Origin of the sequence: Streptomyces sp. NPDC005485 (assembly GCF_040606085.1) — a bacterium.
Taxonomy (GTDB): domain Bacteria; phylum Actinomycetota; class Actinomycetes; order Streptomycetales; family Streptomycetaceae; genus Streptomyces.
This window is the reverse complement of sequence record NZ_JBEXDZ010000180.1, coordinates 1-17630: the sequence shown is the minus strand read 5'-3', so window position 1 is coordinate 17630 and position 17630 is coordinate 1. Positions and strand designations below refer to the sequence as shown.

Genomic DNA, 17630 nt, shown 5'->3' with positions numbered 1-17630 from the left:
GCCGGGCCCAAGGGCCCGGCCGGCGGATCATGCCGCAGTCCCGGAATCTGTCAGGCGCCGTTGCTTCCCTGCGAACTGATTCGCCGGACGGCTCTACGGGGCCTTCGCGTAGTCCTGCGCCATGCCGCCCGCGAAGTCGTACACGACGACCGGCTCGTCGCCGAGGACCCACGCGTCGTGCCCGGGCGGGCACACGAAGACGTCGCCGGGTCCGACCTCGCCTTCGGTTCCGTCATCCATACGCAGGTGCATCCGACCCTGGACGACATAGCCGTTGTGGTGGATTTCGCAGCTCTCGGTGCCGGCGATCGGTCCCACGGACTCGGACCAGCGCCAACCGGGCTCGAAGGTTCCCACGGCGAAGTCGAGTCCCGTGAGGTGGACGGCTTCGAGGTGGCCCCGAGGGAAATCTCGCCGTTCATCCGGCTTGTCGGCCGCCTTGATCTCAAGCATGACGGCTGCCTCCAATCTGGCCTTGCCCGGCGCGGTCGGACATTCGGTCACCACTCCCCCGCGTCCACCCTGAACGCCGCCGCCGACGCCGACCGCACTTCTTCCATTCCATCGTCTGCCTGTCCACCCGGAAGCGCCATTCGGGGGATGCGCCTCCGCCTGGCTCACAGTTCGAAGCTGACGAAACCGTCCTCCACGTCCTGCGCAGGCGCGGTGACCGTGTAGCCGAAACGGTCCTTGAGGGCTTCGACGTCCCAGAGGGCCGCACGGTCGCGATAGTTGAAAACTATTTCTTTCTGCGGGCCGCCGTGCTTGAGGATGCGGGCCATGGCGATCTCGTTGGGGTGGGCGTGCCGGGCACCGCTGGTCGAGATCAGGTAGCGGTCGCAGTCGATCAGGTCGAGCAGTTCCTTGGACAGGTTGTGATCGCTGCCGTGGTGGGCGACCTTGAGGACGTCGACGTGCAGGCGGCCGCCCTCCGCCTCGGCGCGCGGTCGTATCGACGCCACGAGTCGGCGGTCGTCCGCGTCGCCGGTGAGGACGACGCGTTTGTCGTCGAACTCGAAGAGCAGTCCGATGCTGGTGAGGTTGGTCTTCGAGGGGTCCGGATCGAACGGGGTCGCGGCCAGCTGTTCCACGTTGACGCCGCCGAAGTGCTCGAAATCCGGGACCGCGGCAATCTCGTCCGGATCCCGGCCCGGTATCAGGCCGTTCTTGGCGCATTCCTTCACCCAGTCGGGGGCCAGCCGCTCCAGCTGTGCACGGTCGGGAGAGAGGACCTCCATGGCGGATCCGTCGTCGAACCACGCGAGCGGTCGTCCGACCTCGGCGCTCATCCCGCCGAACGAGTCGTTCCAGGCGATCCGCTGCGCGACGAGCGCACTGGTGAGCTTCTCGCCGTCCTGGGCGCCGAAGCCCTCGGTCTCCAGGAGGTGATCGAATCCGTTGAACCACACCTCGCCGAACTCCACTGTCCGCTCGGCGTCCGCGAGCAGGGCGAGGACGCCGAGGATGTGGTCCTGGTCGACGTGGGTGACGACGAGGAGGTCGATCAGTCCGTCGAGGCGGGCAAGGGTGGGTTTGATGCGCGGATACGTGCCCGCGCGACCGCCGTCGATGAGGATCCGGCGAATGAACGTGTCGTCGCCGTACTCCAGGAGCAGGCAATCGCCGTCCTCCCCGGGCATCATGGTCAACCTGATCATTGCTGCCTCCCTCGCAGGGCGACGATCACGAACGGCTCGCGCATGTCGACGCGGTACGACAGGCGCCGTGCCTGGTCGAGCCGGCGGGCGCACTCCGCGTCGTCGGGGAATTCGGACAGTCCGTGGATGAGCCTGCTCAGACCGAGGGTGAAGACAGGAACTCCGCGGTCGAAGGCCTCGACGAGCGCGTCGCGCGCCGCGCTCCGTTCCGTTTCGCTGTGTGCCCGGCGCAGATGGCGCATGGCCCACAGCAGGGAGCCGTCGCTCATCCAGTCGAACTCGCGGCGGAGATGGTCGAGCCAGGGGTCCCAGCGCTGCGGCTGTTCCGTCAGCTCGCTGCCGACCAGGACGTAGGCGCCGGCCACGGCCGCGAGCGGGTTCTCCATCTTGCCGTAGAGCAGGTTCTCCGCGTCCCGTACGAGGGTCGCCGCCGCGTCGAAGGCGCCCCGGGTCATGTATCCGAGGGCGGGCCCGACCAGGCTGTCGCGGACGCTGACCGAGATGGCGCTGCCGGTCGGGCTCTGGCGTTCGTTGACCATCACCTCGATCTGGGCGCTGCCCCACGGCGCGGGCAGGGTGACGACGTATTCGCTGCCGGCCAGTGCGACGACCAGGAACTGCCGCGGGCCCGTCGGACCGGCGAGCGTGGCCCTGCCGTCCTCGTCGAGCGGGCCGTGCGCACCGAACCGGTACAGCCGTGCCGCCTCGTCACCGAGGGCGAGGTGGGGGACGGAGTGGGGCTCGGAGCGGGCGAGCTCGAACACGACCTGCCGTTCGGCGCGCCCGTCTGCCAGGTCGAGCATCGGCGCGAAGTGCCAGCCGGCCGGTTCGGGGTCGCCGATCCAGGCCGCGTGCCCCGGTTCGACGATCGAGTCCCAGTCGCGGACCCCGGATCGCGATCCCTGGGAACGGGGCACCGGAACCGTGGAGTCGTCGTGATAGGCCCCATAGGATTCGATGTTGCCCATCAGGTACTGCCAGGAGTGCGATTCGAACGGCGAGGGTGCCATGCGCAGCGTCACCGGGGTGTCGCTGCCCTCGTGCGCCTCGGCGTCCCGGGAGAGGACGACGCCGGAGGGCAGGGTGGCGGAGACGGTGTAGCGGCCGGGAGCGACCTCGTAGCGCGCCGGGGGCGCCGATGTCCCGCAGGGGAAGAGGACGTTGCGGTGCGCGATTCCGGTGTCGTCGGCCGGGTAGATGCTGCCGACGATCTTCGCGCCCTCGGAGAGGTCCGGCTCGTCCAAGCTCAGGGCGACGGTCACGCTCAGGCCGGTGGTCATGGCTTCACCAGCTGCACGCGGCGGAAGACCGGGCGTACGGTGACGGTCTTGATGCGTACGTCCTGGTCAGCGAGGTGTGCCTCGAAGTCGTAGTTGCCGAAGCGGAGTTCGATGGCCCACTCGCACTCGGGATCCGCGCCGTCGGCATGGTCAGGCTGACGCCGCAGTCGTTCGAGTCCGTCCTCCCGGCAGACGAACTCCGCGTCGGCGTTGTCCTGCGCGGGATCGCAGCCGACGTACACAGGGACGACCGGCGGCCCGGGCAGCAGGTGCAGGACGAAGATGGGGAGCTCGCCGACCGAGGGGACCTGAACGCCCGCGACCGCTCCGGCGAACTGCCGCTCGTGCATGAAGTGGTCGATGGCCTCCAGCAGATGCGAGGTGTTGACCCGCCAGTCGCCCTCGGGGTCGTCGCTCGCAGCGCCGGCGAAGCTCTTCAGAAGGGCCTCGGTGAACAGGCTCACCTGCCCGGGCCGTGCGTGCGACTGGTCTCCTGCCAGGGTGGCGTAGTACGGAATGTGGAACCGCCGGGGCAGGTCCAGCGGGCGGGTCCCGGCGCCCAGCGGCGAGCGTCCGGCGAACCGGGCTCCCGAACGCTCGATCAGCACATCGGAGTTCGACCGGCAGGCGTCGACGAAGAACACCTGCTGGGTTGCCTTGCAGCGCTTGAGCCCGTTCATCAGGCCCGTGAAGTCCAGGGCGCCGTTGAGGGGGTTGTGCAGGTCCTCGAAGATATCGGCGGCCAGCAGCGCCATGTCCTCGCCCTGCGAGACTCCGTGACCGCAGAAGTAGAAGACGAGGCGGTTGTCGACGTGGCTGTCGGCGCGGTCGTACCACTCGGTGATCGCCGCGAGGATGTTGTCGATGGTGGCGTTCTCGACCTCGTGGGCCTGCTGGGTGCGGGGATTCACGAACGGTGCGGGCTGCTCCTCGCTCAGCAGCAACGCGAGGCTGCCGAGCGGTCGTTGAGGGTCGTGGTACTCCGTGAGCAGCCAGGTGGCGAAGGCGCGGGCGGACAGGGGCGGCGAGCTGAGCTGCCGCATGCCGTCGGGATCGGCCACCGGTGACTCGCCGCCGGCGAGATGGGGGTACTTGCCGACGCCGATGATCAGTGCGTGCGAGCACGCGGGGCCGGCCTGCTCATCGAGATGGATCACGGAACCGGCCATGGATCCTCCGGAGACTCGATCCTGCCGGAGCATGCCCTTGGGCAGCATTTCTCTTATTATATTTATCAAAGACCGATATGTCCTGGTAAATACCCAGCGAGCGTCGTCCCGAGAACATCCAAGAGCAGCTCCACGAGCGCTTTTCCCGGTGAACGCGAGGCCCGACATGGCCAAGAACCTCGTCATCTGTCTAGATGGCACAGGTAATCAGTTGAAGGCGAAAGGGAACACCAACGTCGTCCGGCTGTACGAGATGCTGGACCTCTCGGACCCCTCCCAGCAGATCGCCTACTACGACCCCGGGGTCGGCACGTTCTCCGCGGCAGGCGCGTGGACACCGGTCGCGCGACGACTGTCGAAGCTCTTCGGGCTCGCCTTCGGCTCCGGCCTCAGGACCAACCTCGCGGAGGCCTACACCTACCTGATGGGCCATTACGAACCCGGTGACCGCATCTACGTCTTCGGCTTCAGCCGTGGCGCCTACACTGCCCGTGCGCTCGCGGGCATGCTCAAGGCGGTCGGGCTGATGCGGCCGGGCATGGAGAACCTCGTCCCGTACGCGGTGTCCGTCTATGCGAAGAACAAGGACTGGACCCGCCAGGACTGGGACCAACTCCACCATTTCGCGGGCGCGTTCAGCAACGCGGTCGGCGGACGCATCGGCATCCCCCTCGACTACCTGGGGCTCTGGGACTCGGTGAAGGCCGCGGGCGTCCTGCGGTGGAACCTGCGGTGGCCGTACACCCGTCAGATTCCCGGCGCCCACAGCGTCCGCCATGCCGTGTCCATCGACGAGAAGCGCCGCCCCTACCGGGAGTACCTCGTCACAGCCGGCGACACCGGGCACGCCGTCCCGACCTCGGTCGAACAGGTGTGGTTCGCCGGTGTCCACTGCGACGTCGGAGGCACCTTCGAGGACGATCCGCGGCTGCCCACCGTCGCCCTGAAGTGGATCGTCGACGGCGCCCTCACCTCGGGGCTACGGCTGAAGACCGGGGCGTACGCGCGTCAGGTGACCCTCACACCCGAGCACGCCTTCGGCAAAGTGCACCGGATGGGCTGGGTCTGGGCGCTGCTCACCTACCGGCGCCGCCGGGTTCCCCCCGAGGCACACGTGCACGCGAGCGTCCGCGCGCGGTTCGCCGAGGATCCCGGCTACGCGGGCCGCATTCCACCGACCGTGGTGTGGTCCGACGAGGACTGGCTCACCGCTCACGGATGAGACCGTGGCTTCAACGCCGGTGAAGGGGCGCACCATGGCGACCGTATCCGGGTCAACGCCTGCGCATCCGACGGGAGGCAGGTACTCACACCGCGGCCGGCGTCGCCGTCGTGCCCCGCACCTCCAGGGTCGGCGTCGACAGGTGCACCCCGGCCGGGCGTGCTGGGTCGGCGAAGCGGTCCAGGAGGCAGCGGGCGGCGCGGCGGCCGACGTCGTGCCCGGCGTTGTCGACGGTGGTCAGCCACAGGTGCCGCAGCCGCGAGATGCTGGTGTTGTCGTAGCCGACCACGGACAGGTCACGCGGGACCCGCAGGCCGAGCTCCTCGGCGGCGGAGAGCGCGCCGACGGAGGCGATGTCGTTGACCGCGAAGACCGCGGTGGGGCGGCGTGGGCCACTCAACAGCCGGACGGTGGCGCGGTAGCCGCCCTCCTCGGTCATGTCGCTGGGCTCCACGAGCGCACCGTCGGCCAGTCCGTGAGCGCCCATCGTCGCTTCGAAGGTCCGGCGCCGCAGGTCGCCCACGGCTCCGTAGCCCGCGATGTGCGCGATGGACCGGTGACCGAGGCCGATGAGGTGCTCGACGGCCAGGCGCGCGCCGTGCTCGTCGTCGCCCGCGACCACGTCGACCCCGGGCAGCACCGGCTCACGGGTGCCCGCGATCACCACCGGCATCCGCTGGGCCGCCGCGCCGAGAGCGGCCGGGTCGGGCAGGGTGCCGATGGCGACCAGCCCGTCGACCTGGAGGTCGAGGAAGGGGCGGGTGAGGTCCTGGCCGATACGGCGGTTGAGGCGGGCGTCCGCCATCAGCATGTGCAGGCCGTTGTCGTGCAGCAGGGAGTTCAGGCCGTCGAGCAGGTCGACGAACCAGGGGTTTCGCAGGTCGTGGAGGAGGACGCCGACGGTGCGGGTGCGCTGCTCGCTGAGGCTGCGCGCGGCGGCGTTGGGGCGGTAGCCGAGTTCGTCCATGGCCCGCAGCACGGCCTCGCGCTTCTCGGGCCGTACCTGGTCGGAGCCGCGCAGCACGAGCGAGACCAGTGACTTGGACACGCCGGCGCGCTCGGCGACCGTACGGATGGTCGGACGGCCGTCGGCATGCGTGCGCCCGCCCGCGCCCGTCATGCGAGCGCCCCGTGCACCTCGGCCATGGTTTGGACCGCTCCATTTCGTCATTTCGCGTTTCCCGAACTGTCGCAGAGAGCTTTTGATGCTGTCAAAGGTGTTGACAGCGTTCCGATCCTCCGATCAGGGTGGAGGGAGAGAGTTTGGACCGGTCCAAAGAGGTGGAACATGGAGAGCGAAACCAGTGGTGCCGCACGCCGGCCGCTCGGGGTCGCGGTCGTCGGCTTCGGCTGGATGGGCCGTGTGCACAGTCAGGCGTACGCCCGCGTGCTGCACCATTTCCCGCAGCTGACCGTGCACCCGGAGCTGGTGACCGTCGCCGAGGAGGTGCCGGGGCGCGCCGAGGAGGCCGCGGCGCAGTTCGGCTTCTCCGGCACGTCCCGCGACTGGCGCCAGGTCGCCGCCGACCCCCGGGTGCACGCGGTGAGCATCACGGCCCCGAACTTCCTGCACCGCGAGATCGGCGTGGTGATGGCCGAGGCGGGTAAGCACATCTGGATCGAGAAGCCGGTCGGTCTCACCGCCGACGACGCCCGCGCGGTCGCCGACGCGGTCGCCAAGGCCGGTGTCCAGGGCACGGTCGGCTTCAACTACCGCAACGCGCCTGCCGTGGAGACGGCCCGGGAACTGATCGCCTCCGGTGACATCGGAGCCGTCACCCACGCGCGCATCCGGCTCTTCAGCGACTACGCCGCACACCCCGAGGGCGCCCTGACCTGGCGCTACGAGCGCGCCCGCGGTGGCAGCGGAGTTCTCGGCGACCTCGCCGCGCACGGCGCGGACCTGGCCCGTTTCCTGCTCGGGGACATCACCTCGCTCGCCGCCGACACCGCGGTCTTCCTGCCGGAGCGGGCCCGCCCCAGCGGCGCCACCGCGGGTCACACGCTCGCCACCGGCGGCGAGTCGGGGCCGGTGGAGAACGAGGACTACGTCTCCTGCCTGCTGCGCTTCGCCTCCGGTGCGCGCGGTGTTCTCGAAGCCTGCCGGGTCTCGGTGGGCGAGCAGAACAACTACGGCTTCGAGGTCCACGGCACACGGGGCGCGGTCTTCTGGGACTTCCGCCGCATGAACGAGCTCGGCGTCAGCCGCGGCACGTCGTATCAGGACCAGCCTGTCAGCACCCTCTACGTCGGCCCGGGGCACGGCGAGTACGGCGCGTTCCAGCCGGGCGCGGCGAACAGCATGAGCTACGACGATCTGAAGGTCATCGAGGCCCACCGCTTCCTGCGCTCCATCGCCGAACAGACCCCGTACGGGGCCACGTTGACGGACGCCGTCCACAGCGCCGCCGCACTGGAGGCCATGGCGACCTCCGCCGCGAGCGGCACCTGGGTGAGCTTGCCGCACTCGGTGTGATGCGGACAGCCCTGCGGCCCCCGGCGCGGAGAGTCGGGGGCCGCGGGCGCACTGCCGCGCGGGGCGGAGTGCTGGGGATCAGCGATAGAGCGCGGGTCGCTCGATCAGTTCGACCGCCACCCGGCCGCCGTCGGCCTGGGCGCGGACGCCCGCCTCGCACACGGCCGCTGCCGCGTACCCGTCCCAGGAGCTCGGGCCGGTGACCTCGCCGCGCCGGGTGGCGTCCACCCAGGCCTGGACCTCGCGGTCGTAGGCGTCCTCGAAGCGTTCCACGAAGTCCGGGGCGATGGTGCCGCCCCAGCCGCCGGCCGAGTGGGTGACCAGGTCGTGGCCCTCGCCGATGCGTGCGGTGCCGTTCTCGCAGACGGCCTCGGCCTGCACCTGGTAGCCGAAGCGGCAGTTGACGTAGATCTCCACGTCGACCAGCACACCCCCGTCCGTCTCGAAGACGACGAACTGCGGGTCCGACAGACCCTCGGGGGCGTTGCCGGAAGGCCTCGGCTTCATCACCGTGACCGCGGTGATCTCCTGGTCGAGCAGCCAGCGTGCGACGTCCATCTCGTGCACGACGGAGTCGTTGATCAGCATCTGCTCGGTGAAGTACGGCAGCACGTCGGCGTTGCGGTGCCGGTTGTGCAGCATCAGCGGGCGGCCCAGTCGGCCGCCGTCCAGCAGCTCCTTGAGCTTCAGGTACTCGGCGTCGTACCGCCGCATGAACCCGACCTGGACGCGCCGGTGGCCGAGTTTCTGCTCGGCCTCCATGACGCGGAGCGCGGAGGCCGCGTCGGGGGTGAGCGGCTTCTCGCACAGCACCGGCAGGTCGTGCTCGAAGGCGGTCAGGAGCGCCGCCTCGTGGGCGGGTCCGGGCGAGGCGATGAGGACAGCGTCGACGTCGTCCGCGGCCATCGCGGTCGCCGGGTCGGTGTACGCGGTGCAGCCGTCGATGCCGTCGGCGAGCTGCTTGGCCCGTTCCGCGTCGATGTCCACGACGGCCGTCACCCGTGCCCCGCTGATCACTTCGCTGATGCGGCGTACGTGGTCGGCGCCCATGCGGCCGGTGCCGACGACGGCGACCCCGAGCGTTCCGCGGTTGGTCATGATGGTGGGTGGTCCTTTCGAATGGGCAGGCCGGATGAGGCAGACCGGTGGCTCGCGCCGGGTCGCCCGGGCCGAGTGGGTCAGGCGCCGCAGGTGCGCAGGAAGGCGCGGGTGCGTTCGGCGATCGGCAGCGGCTTGTCCGGTGGGCAGGGGTACATGTCCTGCTCGACGATGGCGAACAGGTCGACGCCGAGCTTCTGCGCGGCCGTCAGGACCGGTCCCAGCGCCGGGATGCCGGAGGGCGGTTCACACATCACCCCGCGCTGCACGGCAGGTCCGAACGGCACCTCGCCCGCGGTGACCTCCGCGAGGATGGCCGGGTCGACCTGCTTGAGGTGCAGATAGCCGATGCGTTCGCCGTAGGTCTCGATGAGCTTGACGCTGTCGCCGCCGCAGTAGGCGTAGTGGCCGGTGTCCAGGCACAGGTTGACGAGGTCGGTGTCGGTCGAGTCGAGGAAGCGCTCGACGTGGGCCTCGGTGTCGATGTGGGTGTCGGCGTGCGGGTGGACGACGATGTCGAGGCCGAACGTCTCCTTGACCTCGTGGCCGAGCCGCTCCATGCCCTTGGTGAGGTGGGCCCACTGCTCGCCGGTGAGCTCCGGCGGTTCGATGATCTCGGCGGTCTTGTCGTCGCGCCAGAAGGAGGGGATCACCACCAGGTGGCGTGCGCCCATCGCCTGGGTGAGGGCGGCGACCTCACTGACGTGGTCCCAGGTCGACTCCCAGACGGAGTGACCGCGGTGCAGGGAGGTGAAGACCGTGCCGGCCGAGACCTTGAGTCCCCGCTCGGCGGTCTCGTCCTTGAGTACGGCCGGATCGGTCGGGAGGTACCCGTAGGGGCCCAGTTCGATCCACTCGTATCCCGAGGAGGCCACCTCGTCGAGGAAGCGCCGCCAGGGGACCTGCTGAGGGTCGTCGGGGAACCAGACGCCCCAGGAGTCCGGGGCGGAGCCGACCCGGATCCGGTCCAGGGAGGGGGTGTTCGACATGTCAGGGGCTCCCTTCGGAAGATGCCGCCGTGGGTGTGCGGAGGTCCTTCGCGTCGGGGAGTTCGTCGACGTCGACGCCGCGGACCTGTGCCAGTTCGTGTTTGAGGGCGGCGAGTTCGGCGCCGCCGGCCATGTGGTTGGTGAGTTCTTCGAGGCTGACCTCGCTGCGGGCGGCGCTGAGTTCGAGGGTGCCCAGGCGCAGGACGCTGAAGTGGTCCCCGACCATGTAGGCGTGGTGGGGGTTGTGGGTGATGAAGATGACGCCCAGGCCGCGGTCGCGGGCGGCGGCGATGTACTTGAGCACGACGCCGGACTGTTTGACTCCGAGGGCGGCGGTGGGTTCGTCGAGGATGAGGACGCGGGCGCCGAAGTGGACGGCGCGGGCGATGGCCACGGACTGGCGCTGGCCGCCGGAGAGGGTGCCGATGGGCTGGTCGAGATCGTCCAGGACGATGCCCATGTGGCGCAGTTCCCGGTCGGCGGTCTCCTTCATCGCGTGGATGTCGAGGCGGCGAATGGGCCAGGGGCCCTTGGTGAGTTCGGAGCCGAGGAAGAAGTTGCGCCACACCGGCATGAGCGGCACCGTCGCCAGGTCCTGGTAGACGGTGGCGATGCCGGCGTCGAGGGCCTCACGCGGGCTGGACAGCCGCACCGGGTGGCCGTCGATGAGGAAGTCGCCCTCGGTGTGCTGGTGCAGGCCGGAGATGATTTTGATGAGGGTGGACTTGCCGGCGCCGTTGTCGCCGAGCACGCAGGTGACCTTGCCGGGGTGCACGGTGAGGTTCACGCCGTGCAGGGCGCGGATGTTGCCGTAGGCCTTGCCCGCGTTGCGCAGTTCGACGAGGGGGGCACCGTCGTCGGGGGCGGGAGGAGTGTCGTGGAGGATGGCCCCGTGGGGCTTGGATCCCTTGGCGGTTGTCATGGGGTTCACCTCCGGGTCGCCTGGCGGCGGACCCACAGATTGACGAGGGCGGCGACCAGGAGCATCACGCCGAGGAAGGCCTTGAACCAGTCCGGGTTCCAGTTGGCGTAGACGATGCCCTGGGAGACCATGCCGAAGATGAAGGCGCCGATGACCGGGCCGACGGCGGAGCCGTAGCCGCCGGTGAGCAGGCAGCCGCCGATCACCGCGGCGATGATGTACAGGAACTCGTTGCCCACGCCCTCGCCGGACTGGACGGTGTTGAACGAGAACAGCAGGTGCATGCCGACGAACCAGGCGCCCGCGCCTACGCCCATGAACAGGGCGATCTTGGTGAAGTTGACGGGCACGCCGACCGCGCGGGCACTGTCCTTGTTCCCGCCGACCGCGAAGATCCAGTTGCCGAACTTGGTGCGCAGCAGCAGCCAGGTGGCGATCGCGGCGAAGACCAGCCAGTAGACGATGGTGATCTTGAAGCTGACGCCGCCGATGCTGAAGTCGGAGGCGAAGATCTTCTTGGCCTGGTCGAAGCCGTCCATGTCGCTGATCGAGTCACTGGCGACATTGCCGGTGAAGATCTTGGTGACCGCGAGGTTCGCGCCCTGCAGCACCAGGAACGAGCCGAGGGTGACCAGGAAGCTCGGCAGCCCGGTCTTGATGAGCAGCCAGCCGTTGAACGCACCGACCGCCAGCGAGACGATCAGCGCGACGAAGACACCGGTCCACACGTTCATCGACAGCTGGAAGCTGAGGATGGCCGCGGTGAGCGCGGAGGTGGTGACCGCGACACCCGCCGACAGGTCGAACTCCCCGCCGATCATCAGCAAAGCCACCGGAATGGCCATGATGCCCATCACCGACGCCTGGTAGAGCACCGTGGACAGTGCGCCCGCGTCACGGAAGGACGGCGCCGCCACGAAGAAGAAGACGTACACACCCACGGCCGCGATCAGCGCACCGACCTCGGGCCGGGCGAGCAGCCTGCGGCCCAGGGACTGCTGGGCGGTCCGGCCGTCCTTCTCGGCGGCCGGCGGGGCCGGCGACGAGGAACTCGCCGCCGGAGCCGTTGCCTGGGACATGAAGATCACCGAGTGCCCTTCGCGGCGAACTTCGCCACCGTGTCGGCGTTGCTCTTGTCGACGAAGGCCGGGCCGGTCAGCACCGGCTGCTCACCGCCACCGCTGTAGTTGCCGTTGTTCTTGTAGAGCCACAGCGAGTCGACCGCCAAGTAGCCCTGGAGGTAGGGCTGCTGGTCGACCGCGAACTCGATGGTGCCGTCCTGGACGGCCTTGACCAGGTCCTTGTTGAGGTCGAAGGTGGCGACCTTCGCCTTGCTGCCCGCGTCGCTCACGGACTGCACGGCGGTCAGTGCGATCGGGGCGCCCAGCGTGACCACGTGGTCGATGCCGCTGTCCTGCTTGAGCTTGGCGGTGATGGTCGACTTCACCGACGGCATGTCGGTGCCGTTGACGTAGAGGATCTCCGTCGTGCCACTGAAGGTCTTCTTCACGCCGCTGCAGCGCTGGGTGAGGCCGACGTTCCCCTGCTCGTGGATCACACAGGCGATCTTCTTGGCACCGGTCGAGTTCAGCTTCTTGCCGAACGCCTCGCCCGCCACGCTCTCGTCCTGGCCGAAGAACTCCATCAGGCCGAGCTTCTTCCAGTCGCTCAGACCCGAGTTGAGGCCGACCACGGGTATGCCCGCCGACCGCGCCTTGCCCACGACGTCCTTCATCGCGTCCGGCTTGGCCAGGGTGACCGCGATGCCGTCGACCTTCTGGGTGATCGCGTTCTGGACCAGGTTGGCCTGGTTCCCCGCGTTCGCGTCGTTGGAGTAGATCAGCTTGATGTTGTCCTTGGCGGCGGCCGCCTGGGCGCCCTTGCGGACCGTGTCCCAGAAGGTGTCCCCGGGCGGCGCGTGGGTCACCAGCGCGACCGTCATCCGGGGGGTGTCGGCCTTGCCCGCGGAGGCGTTGTCCGCGCTCTCCTCGGCCTTCTTCCCGCCGCCGCTGCTGGAGCAGCCGGCGACGAGCAGCACGGAGGCCGCGGCCGCTGTGACGAGAGTGGCGATTCTGCGGGAGCGGGGGTGAAGCGTGCGGTCCATCTTTCCTGCACCTCACTGTGCGACGGGTGGAAAGGGAGCGGGGGGTTCCGGGCCCTGAGCCCGGCCGGGGGCCTGGGCAGGGAGCCCGGGCCGGATGCCGATGACGACGCTGATCTCGATGCCGATGACGCGGCTGTTGCGTTGGGATGGGATACAAGTCCCTGATGCATCCACCTGTCAATAGTTTGTTAAGACATCATTTCACTAGCAGGTCAGAATGTCAGTACAAACCATTGACAGGACGTCGCCCGGAGCCCTACACCTGGTAAGCACCGCACACCTCGCACCCCCGCCTGAGGAGCGACGCTCATGCCCGAGTCCGCTGAACCCTTCGACCTGATCACCATGGGACGCATCGGTGTCGACCTCTACCCCCTGCAGACGGGCGTCCCGCTGGCGCAGGTCGAGTCGTTCGGGAAGTTCCTGGGCGGCTCCGCGGCCAACGTCGCGGTGGCCGCCGCGCGCCTGGGCCGCTCCACCGCGGTGATCACCCGGACCGGCAACGACCCGTTCGGCACCTATCTGCACCAGGAGCTCAAGGAGTTCGGCGTCGACGACCGCTTCGTCACGCCGGTCGACGCCTATCCCACCCCGGTCACGTTCTGCGAGATCTTCCCGCCGGACGACTTCCCGCTGTACTTCTACCGGCAGCCCAAGGCCCCGGACCTGGAGATCCGCACCGAGGAACTGGACTTCTTCGCCATCCGCGACGCCCGGATCTTCTGGATCACCGGCACCGGGCTCAGCGAGGAACCCAGCCGCTCCGCCACCCTCGCCGCCCTCAAGGCACGCGCCAAGGCGGGCACCACCGTCTTCGACCTCGACTGGCGCCCCATGTTCTGGCGCGACCCGGAGGCCGCCCGCCCCTACTACGCCGAGGCCCTGCGTCATGTCACCGTGGCCGTCGGCAATCTCGACGAGTGCGAGATCGCCACCGGTGTACGCGAACCACGAGCCTGCGCCGAGGCCCTGCTGGAGGCCGGCGTCGAACTGGCCGTCGTCAAGCAGGGCCCCAAGGGAGTGCTCGCCGTGCACCGCGACGGAACGACCGCCGAGGTGCCCCCGGTACCGGTCGAGGTCGTCAACGGCCTCGGCGCGGGCGACGCGTTCGGCGGCTCCCTCTGCCACGGGCTGCTGTCCGGCTGGGAGTTGGCGAAGACCATGCGGTACGCCAACGCCGCCGGGGCCCTCGTCGCCTCCCGGCTCGCCTGCTCCTCCGCGATGCCCACCGCCTCCGAGGTCGCGGACCTCGTCGCGCGCGGCTGATCCCGCCCCCCTGAACGGAGCTCGTCTTGACCATCAGCATCCCCGACCTCGTCACGGTGCGCGCCCGGCACCCCGAGGCCGTCGCCGAAGCGGCCGAGCGCCGCACCCGCCGCCCGCTGATCGGCGACAGCGGCCGCCTCATGATCGTGGCCGCCGATCACCCGGCCCGCGGCGCGCTCGGCGTGGGGGGCCGACAGCTCGCCATGGCCAACCGCGCCGAGCTGCTGGAGCGCCTGTGCGTCGCGCTGTCCCGGCCCGGCGTGGACGGCGTGCTGGCCACCGCGGACATCCTGGAGGACCTGCTGCTCCTGGGCGTGCTGGAGAACAAGGTCGTCATGGGGTCGATGAACCGCGGCGGACTGTCCGGCGCCTCCTTCGAGATGGACGACCGCTTCACCGGCCACCGCGCCGAGGACATGGAGCGACTGCGCTTCGACGCGGGCAAGCTGCTGCTGCGCCTCGACTACGAAGACCGAGGCTCACTGGAGACGCTGGAATCCACTGCCCGCGCGATCGACGACATGGCCGCACGCCGCCTCCCCGTCTTCGTCGAGCCGTTCATCTCGCGCCGAGTGGAGGGCAACGTCCGCAACGACCTGGGCGCCGAGGCCGTCAGCCGCTCCATCGCCATCGCCTCGGGCCTCGCGGGTACCTCCGCCTACACCTGGCTCAAGCTGCCGGTCACCGCGAACCCCGACGACATGGCCGAGGTCCTGGAGACCTCCACCCTGCCCACCGTGCTGCTGGGCGGCGAGGTCGGCGCGGATCAGGAGGGCGCGTACGAGAAGTGGCGCAAAGCGCTGCGGCTGCCCACCGTCCAGGGCATGGTCGTGGGCCGCTCGCTCCTGTACCCCGCCGAGGGCAGCGTGGAGACCGCGGTGGACACCGCGGTCGGCCTGCTCTGACACCGCCCTCCCCGGAAGACCTCCATGTCGACTTGTCGAGGAAGAAGCGCATGACGACCACACACCACCTGCCCGCCGGGAAGGCCGCGGCCGGCCCGTACGCGGTGGACATCTCCCCCGAGTCGGCCGACTGGGGCCACTCCAGTCTGCGTGTGCTCGAACTGCCGCCGGGCGGCTGGCACTCCTTCGACACCGCGGACAGCGAGTGGATCGTGCTGCCGCTCGCCGGGTCGTGCACGGTCGCCGTCGGCGGGGAGACCTTCCGGCTGGCCGGCCGCAAGAGCGTCTTCACCTCCGTCAGCGACTTCGTGTACGTGCCACGCGACGCCCAGGTCTCCCTCGCCTCCCGCGACGGCGGACGCTTCGCGCTCACCGGCGCCCGCTGCACCCGACGCCTGCCCGCACGCTACGGCCCCGCCTCCGCCGTCCCCGTCGAACTGCGCGGCACCGGCGGGTGTTCCCGCCAGGTCAACAACTTCGCCGCCGCGGGGGCCTTCGAGTGCGACCGGCTGATCGCCGTCGAGGTGCTGACGCCCGGCGGCAACTGGTCCTCGTACCCGCCGCACAAGCACGACGAGCACCGGCCCGGCGAGGAGTCCGAGCTGGAGGAGATCTACTACTTCGAGATCGCCGACCACGACGGCACACCCGGCCTCGGCTACCAGCGGGTCTCGCCCTCCGGCCACGGACAGGGCACCGACGTACTGGCCGAGGTACGCGACGGCGACACCGTCCTCATCCCGGACGGCTGGCACGGGCCGTCGATGGCCGTCCCCGGCCACGACATGTACTACCTCAACGTCATGGCGGGTCCCGGAGCCGAGCGCGACTGGCTGATCCGCGACCACCCCGACCACGGCTGGATCCGCGGCACCTGGCCCGACCAGCCGGTCGACCCCCGACTCCCCCTCTACACGGCCCCGGAGAAGTCCTGATGAGCACCACCACTCGCCGTCTGACCGTCGCCCAGGCCCTGGTGCGCTTCCTGTCCGCGCAGTACAGCGAGCGCGACGGCGTGCGGCACCGGCTGATCGCCGGCACCTGGGGCATCTTCGGGCACGGCAACGTCGCCGGCATCGGCCAGGCGCTGCTGGAGGCAGGCGAGGAGCACATGCCGTTCCACCAGGGCCGCAACGAGCAGTCGATGGTGCACGCGGCCGTCGGCTACGCCCGCCAGCTCGACCGCCTCTCCGCGCAGGCGGTCACCACGTCCATCGGCCCCGGGGCCACCAACCTCGTCACCGGCGCCGCCCTGGCCACCATCAACCGCCTCCCGGTGCTCCTCCTGCCCGGCGACTACTTCGCCACGCGCCCCGCCGACCCGCTGCTCCAGCAGCTTGAGCACCCGGTGGAGGCCGACGTGTCGGTCAACGACACGCTGCGGCCGGTCTCCCGCTACTTCGACCGGATCACCCGCCCGGAGATGCTCATCCCGTCCGCACTCCAGGCGATGCGGGTGCTCGCCGACCCGGCCGAGACCGGCGCCGTCACCCTCGCCCTGCCGCAGGACGTGCAGGCGGAGGCGTACGACTGGCCGGAGGAGTTCTTCGCCGAGCGCGTCTGGCACGTACGGCGCCCCGCGCCCGACCCGGTCGAACTCGCCGACGCGGTCCGGGCGATCCGCGCCGCCGAACGTCCGTTGATCATCGCGGGCGGCGGCGTCCATCACAGCAGGGCCGAGGACGCGCTCAAGGCACTCGTGGACGCGACCGGCATCCCCGTCGCCTCCACCCAGGCGGGCAAGGGCTCGCTGCGCCACGACCACCCCGCCGACCTCGGCGGCGTCGGCCACACCGGCACCGCCGTCAGCGACGCCCTCGCCCGCGGCGCCGATCTGGTCATCGGCGTCGGCACGCGCTACACCGACTTCACCACCGCCTCCCACACCCTGTTCGCCGCGCCGTCGGTCTGCTTCGTCAACCTCAACATCACCGCGTTCGACGCCCACAAGCTCGCCGCCCGCACGCTGGTCGCCGATGCCCGGGCGGGTCTGGAAGCGCTCACGACAGCGCTGTCCGGTCACCGCGTGAGTACGGCGTACGAGGCCGAGTACCGGGCGGGCAAGGCACGTTGGGACGAGGTCGTGGACAACGCCTACCGGGCGGACGACGAGCACGCCGTGCCCACCCAGACGCAGGTCCTCGGCGCACTGGACGCGGTCGTGGGCGACGACGACGTGATCATCAACGCGGCCGGCTCGCTCCCCGGCGACCTGCACAAACTGTGGCGGGCCCGCTCACCGCGCCAGTACCACCTGGAGTACGGCTACTCCTGCATGGGCTACGAGATCCCGGCCGGCATCGGTGTCCAGCAGGCCGCCCCCGGCACACCCGTGTGGTCGCTGGTCGGCGACGGCACGTACCTGATGATGCCGACGGAGATCGTCACCGCGGTCCAGGAGGGCCTGCCGGTCAACCTGGTCCTGATCCAGAACCACGGTTACGCCTCCATCGGCGGCCTCTCCGAGGCGGTGGGCGGCGAACGCTTCGGCACCGCCTACCGCTACCGGGCCGCGGACGGCACCGGCAGCGGCGCGCCGCT

Annotated in this window: 16 protein-coding genes; 6 read left to right on the top strand and 10 right to left on the bottom strand. The window is 69.8% G+C overall.

The window, feature by feature from the left end; all coding sequences use genetic code 11:
* Positions 1-93 precede the first annotated feature (93 nt).
* The 4 genes from ABZS97_RS37845 to ABZS97_RS37830 all read right to left on the bottom strand — a co-directional run bounded on the left by ABZS97_RS37845 (position 94) and on the right by ABZS97_RS37830 (position 4107).
* Complete coding sequence (locus ABZS97_RS37845; RefSeq protein WP_356145666.1) at positions 94-453, bottom strand: cupin domain-containing protein; 360 nt, start codon at positions 451-453, stop codon at positions 94-96.
* Between the two features lie 164 nt (positions 454-617).
* On the bottom strand, positions 618-1658 hold the full coding sequence (locus ABZS97_RS37840) for a hypothetical protein (RefSeq protein WP_356145663.1): 1041 nt from the start codon (positions 1656-1658) through the stop codon (positions 618-620).
* Positions 1655-2938 carry a hypothetical protein gene (locus ABZS97_RS37835; RefSeq protein ID WP_356145656.1) on the bottom strand — a complete coding sequence of 428 codons (1284 nt, stop codon included), beginning with the start codon at positions 2936-2938 and terminating at the stop codon, positions 1655-1657. Before ABZS97_RS37835 ends, ABZS97_RS37840 begins: the two co-directional genes overlap by 4 nt.
* The gene (locus ABZS97_RS37830; protein WP_356145653.1) at positions 2935-4107 is read right to left on the bottom strand and encodes a caspase family protein; all 1173 of its coding nucleotides are present in this window, start codon (positions 4105-4107) and stop codon (positions 2935-2937) included. The genes ABZS97_RS37835 and ABZS97_RS37830 overlap by 4 nt, the downstream gene beginning before the upstream one ends.
* A 166-nt stretch (positions 4108-4273) precedes the next feature.
* Here ABZS97_RS37830 and ABZS97_RS37825 point away from each other — a divergent pair, with 166 nt between their 5' ends.
* Complete coding sequence (locus tag ABZS97_RS37825; RefSeq protein ID WP_356145650.1) at positions 4274-5329, top strand: DUF2235 domain-containing protein; 1056 nt, start codon at positions 4274-4276, stop codon at positions 5327-5329.
* Positions 5330-5414: 85 nt separating this feature from the next.
* Here ABZS97_RS37825 and ABZS97_RS37820 read toward each other — a convergent pair whose 3' ends face one another.
* On the bottom strand, positions 5415-6449 hold the full coding sequence (locus ABZS97_RS37820; RefSeq protein WP_356145647.1) for a LacI family DNA-binding transcriptional regulator: 1035 nt from the start codon (positions 6447-6449) through the stop codon (positions 5415-5417).
* Positions 6450-6617: 168 nt separating this feature from the next.
* On the opposite strand from ABZS97_RS37820, the gene ABZS97_RS37815 reads away from it, so the two are divergent.
* A complete protein-coding gene (locus ABZS97_RS37815) occupies positions 6618-7805 on the top strand; it encodes a Gfo/Idh/MocA family oxidoreductase (RefSeq protein WP_356145644.1) in 1188 nt (395 codons plus the stop codon).
* A 78-nt stretch (positions 7806-7883) separates the two neighbouring features.
* Here the strand turns inward: ABZS97_RS37815 and ABZS97_RS37810 are convergent, their stop codons facing one another.
* The 5 genes from ABZS97_RS37810 to ABZS97_RS37790 form a co-directional block, all read right to left on the bottom strand.
* Positions 7884-8903: a Gfo/Idh/MocA family oxidoreductase gene (locus ABZS97_RS37810; RefSeq protein WP_356145641.1), complete on the bottom strand. Its 1020-nt coding sequence runs from the start codon at positions 8901-8903 to the stop codon at positions 7884-7886.
* Between the two features lie 80 nt (positions 8904-8983).
* The gene (locus tag ABZS97_RS37805; RefSeq protein WP_356145636.1) at positions 8984-9892 is read right to left on the bottom strand and encodes a sugar phosphate isomerase/epimerase; all 909 of its coding nucleotides are present in this window, start codon (positions 9890-9892) and stop codon (positions 8984-8986) included.
* A gap of 1 nt (position 9893) precedes the next feature.
* Positions 9894-10814 (bottom strand): ATP-binding cassette domain-containing protein, encoded by a 921-nt coding sequence (locus tag ABZS97_RS37800; RefSeq protein WP_356145631.1) that lies wholly within the window; start codon positions 10812-10814, stop codon positions 9894-9896.
* A gap of 5 nt (positions 10815-10819) precedes the next feature.
* The gene (locus ABZS97_RS37795) at positions 10820-11893 is read right to left on the bottom strand and encodes an ABC transporter permease (RefSeq protein WP_356145629.1); all 1074 of its coding nucleotides are present in this window, start codon (positions 11891-11893) and stop codon (positions 10820-10822) included.
* 5 nt (positions 11894-11898) lie between these two features.
* On the bottom strand, positions 11899-12918 hold the full coding sequence (locus ABZS97_RS37790; protein ID WP_356145626.1) for a sugar ABC transporter substrate-binding protein: 1020 nt from the start codon (positions 12916-12918) through the stop codon (positions 11899-11901).
* A 309-nt stretch (positions 12919-13227) separates the two neighbouring features.
* Between ABZS97_RS37790 and iolC the strand changes: the two genes are divergently transcribed.
* The 4 genes from iolC to iolD all read left to right on the top strand — a co-directional run.
* Positions 13228-14184, top strand: coding sequence for a 5-dehydro-2-deoxygluconokinase (gene iolC / locus ABZS97_RS37785; protein ID WP_356145623.1), 957 nt, complete (start codon positions 13228-13230; stop codon positions 14182-14184).
* A gap of 26 nt (positions 14185-14210) precedes the next feature.
* Positions 14211-15089: a deoxyribose-phosphate aldolase gene (locus ABZS97_RS37780; protein ID WP_356145620.1), complete on the top strand. Its 879-nt coding sequence runs from the start codon at positions 14211-14213 to the stop codon at positions 15087-15089.
* 50 nt (positions 15090-15139) lie between these two features.
* On the top strand, positions 15140-16024 hold the full coding sequence (iolB, locus tag ABZS97_RS37775; protein WP_356145617.1) for a 5-deoxy-glucuronate isomerase: 885 nt from the start codon (positions 15140-15142) through the stop codon (positions 16022-16024).
* The coding region (iolD, locus tag ABZS97_RS37770; protein WP_356145614.1) for a 3D-(3,5/4)-trihydroxycyclohexane-1,2-dione acylhydrolase (decyclizing) at positions 16024-17630 on the top strand (1607 nt) is incomplete at its 3' end. The genes iolB and iolD, both read left to right, overlap by 1 nt.

Excerpts from the sequence above, each read along its gene's own strand:
- ABZS97_RS37805 (WP_356145636.1), bottom strand. The coding sequence starts at position 9,892 with ATGTCGAACACCCCCTCCCTGGACCGGATCCGGGTCGGCTCCGCCCCG.
- ABZS97_RS37795 (WP_356145629.1), bottom strand. The coding sequence starts at position 11,893 with ATGTCCCAGGCAACGGCTCCGGCGGCGAGTTCCTCGTCGCCGGCCCCG.
- ABZS97_RS37790 (WP_356145626.1), bottom strand. The coding sequence starts at position 12,918 with ATGGACCGCACGCTTCACCCCCGCTCCCGCAGAATCGCCACTCTCGTC.
- ABZS97_RS37835 (WP_356145656.1), bottom strand. The coding sequence starts at position 2,938 with ATGACCACCGGCCTGAGCGTGACCGTCGCCCTGAGCTTGGACGAGCCG.
- ABZS97_RS37820 (WP_356145647.1), bottom strand. The coding sequence starts at position 6,449 with ATGACGGGCGCGGGCGGGCGCACGCATGCCGACGGCCGTCCGACCATC.
- ABZS97_RS37810 (WP_356145641.1), bottom strand. The coding sequence starts at position 8,903 with ATGACCAACCGCGGAACGCTCGGGGTCGCCGTCGTCGGCACCGGCCGC.
- iolB (WP_356145617.1), top strand. The coding sequence starts at position 15,140 with ATGACGACCACACACCACCTGCCCGCCGGGAAGGCCGCGGCCGGCCCG.
- ABZS97_RS37840 (WP_356145663.1), bottom strand. The coding sequence starts at position 1,658 with ATGATCAGGTTGACCATGATGCCCGGGGAGGACGGCGATTGCCTGCTC.
- ABZS97_RS37825 (WP_356145650.1), top strand. The coding sequence starts at position 4,274 with ATGGCCAAGAACCTCGTCATCTGTCTAGATGGCACAGGTAATCAGTTG.
- iolC (WP_356145623.1), top strand. The coding sequence starts at position 13,228 with ATGCCCGAGTCCGCTGAACCCTTCGACCTGATCACCATGGGACGCATC.
- ABZS97_RS37845 (WP_356145666.1), bottom strand. The coding sequence starts at position 453 with ATGCTTGAGATCAAGGCGGCCGACAAGCCGGATGAACGGCGAGATTTC.
- ABZS97_RS37815 (WP_356145644.1), top strand. The coding sequence starts at position 6,618 with ATGGAGAGCGAAACCAGTGGTGCCGCACGCCGGCCGCTCGGGGTCGCG.
- ABZS97_RS37800 (WP_356145631.1), bottom strand. The coding sequence starts at position 10,814 with ATGACAACCGCCAAGGGATCCAAGCCCCACGGGGCCATCCTCCACGAC.
- ABZS97_RS37830 (WP_356145653.1), bottom strand. The coding sequence starts at position 4,107 with ATGGCCGGTTCCGTGATCCATCTCGATGAGCAGGCCGGCCCCGCGTGC.